Raw genomic sequence first — 475 nt, 5'->3', positions numbered from 1 at the left:
GGACAGCCCCTTCTGGACACGCAGCGGGACGCCGTACTGCTTGAGGTCGACAGGATGGTTGCTCTGCTCGACGAGGTGCCACTTGCCGCCCGTCTTGCGGAGCAGGGCCTGTCCCTGCACGTCGGGCTTGTGGATCGAGGCACGGTAGCGGAAGCTGCACAGCGCGTAGTTGTCGACGACAGCCACGTTTTCGAAGAGGTATCCCTGCGGGTACACGGCGGGCAACATCGTGCGCAGCAGCTTCAGCACGGGCTTCATGTCCTCGCGCGCATGGCCGTCGAGCAGCCGGTCCACCTCTTCCTCCGGAATCTCGTGGTACATCAGCGCTTCCGGCGTGGCGCTCCCGGCCCCCGCCAGTTCGGCGGTCACGACCCAGTAGCCGTTCATCTTGCGCAGCACGGCCTGCCCCGTCTTCTTGTGGTCGCCGATCTCGTCACACAGCGCCCACTCCCCCCACACCCGCACGTTGGTCGAC

The 475-nt window shown here is 66.1% G+C and carries 1 protein-coding gene; it reads right to left on the bottom strand.

From position 1 onward, the window contains the following. The coding region (locus D7X55_RS43870; protein ID WP_158626502.1) for a hypothetical protein at positions 1-475 on the bottom strand (475 nt) is incomplete at both ends.

The organism is Corallococcus sp. AB049A (assembly GCF_003668885.1).
Classification (GTDB): Bacteria; Myxococcota; Myxococcia; order Myxococcales; family Myxococcaceae; genus Corallococcus; species Corallococcus interemptor.
This window is presented reverse-complemented; position numbering and strand designations above follow the sequence as displayed.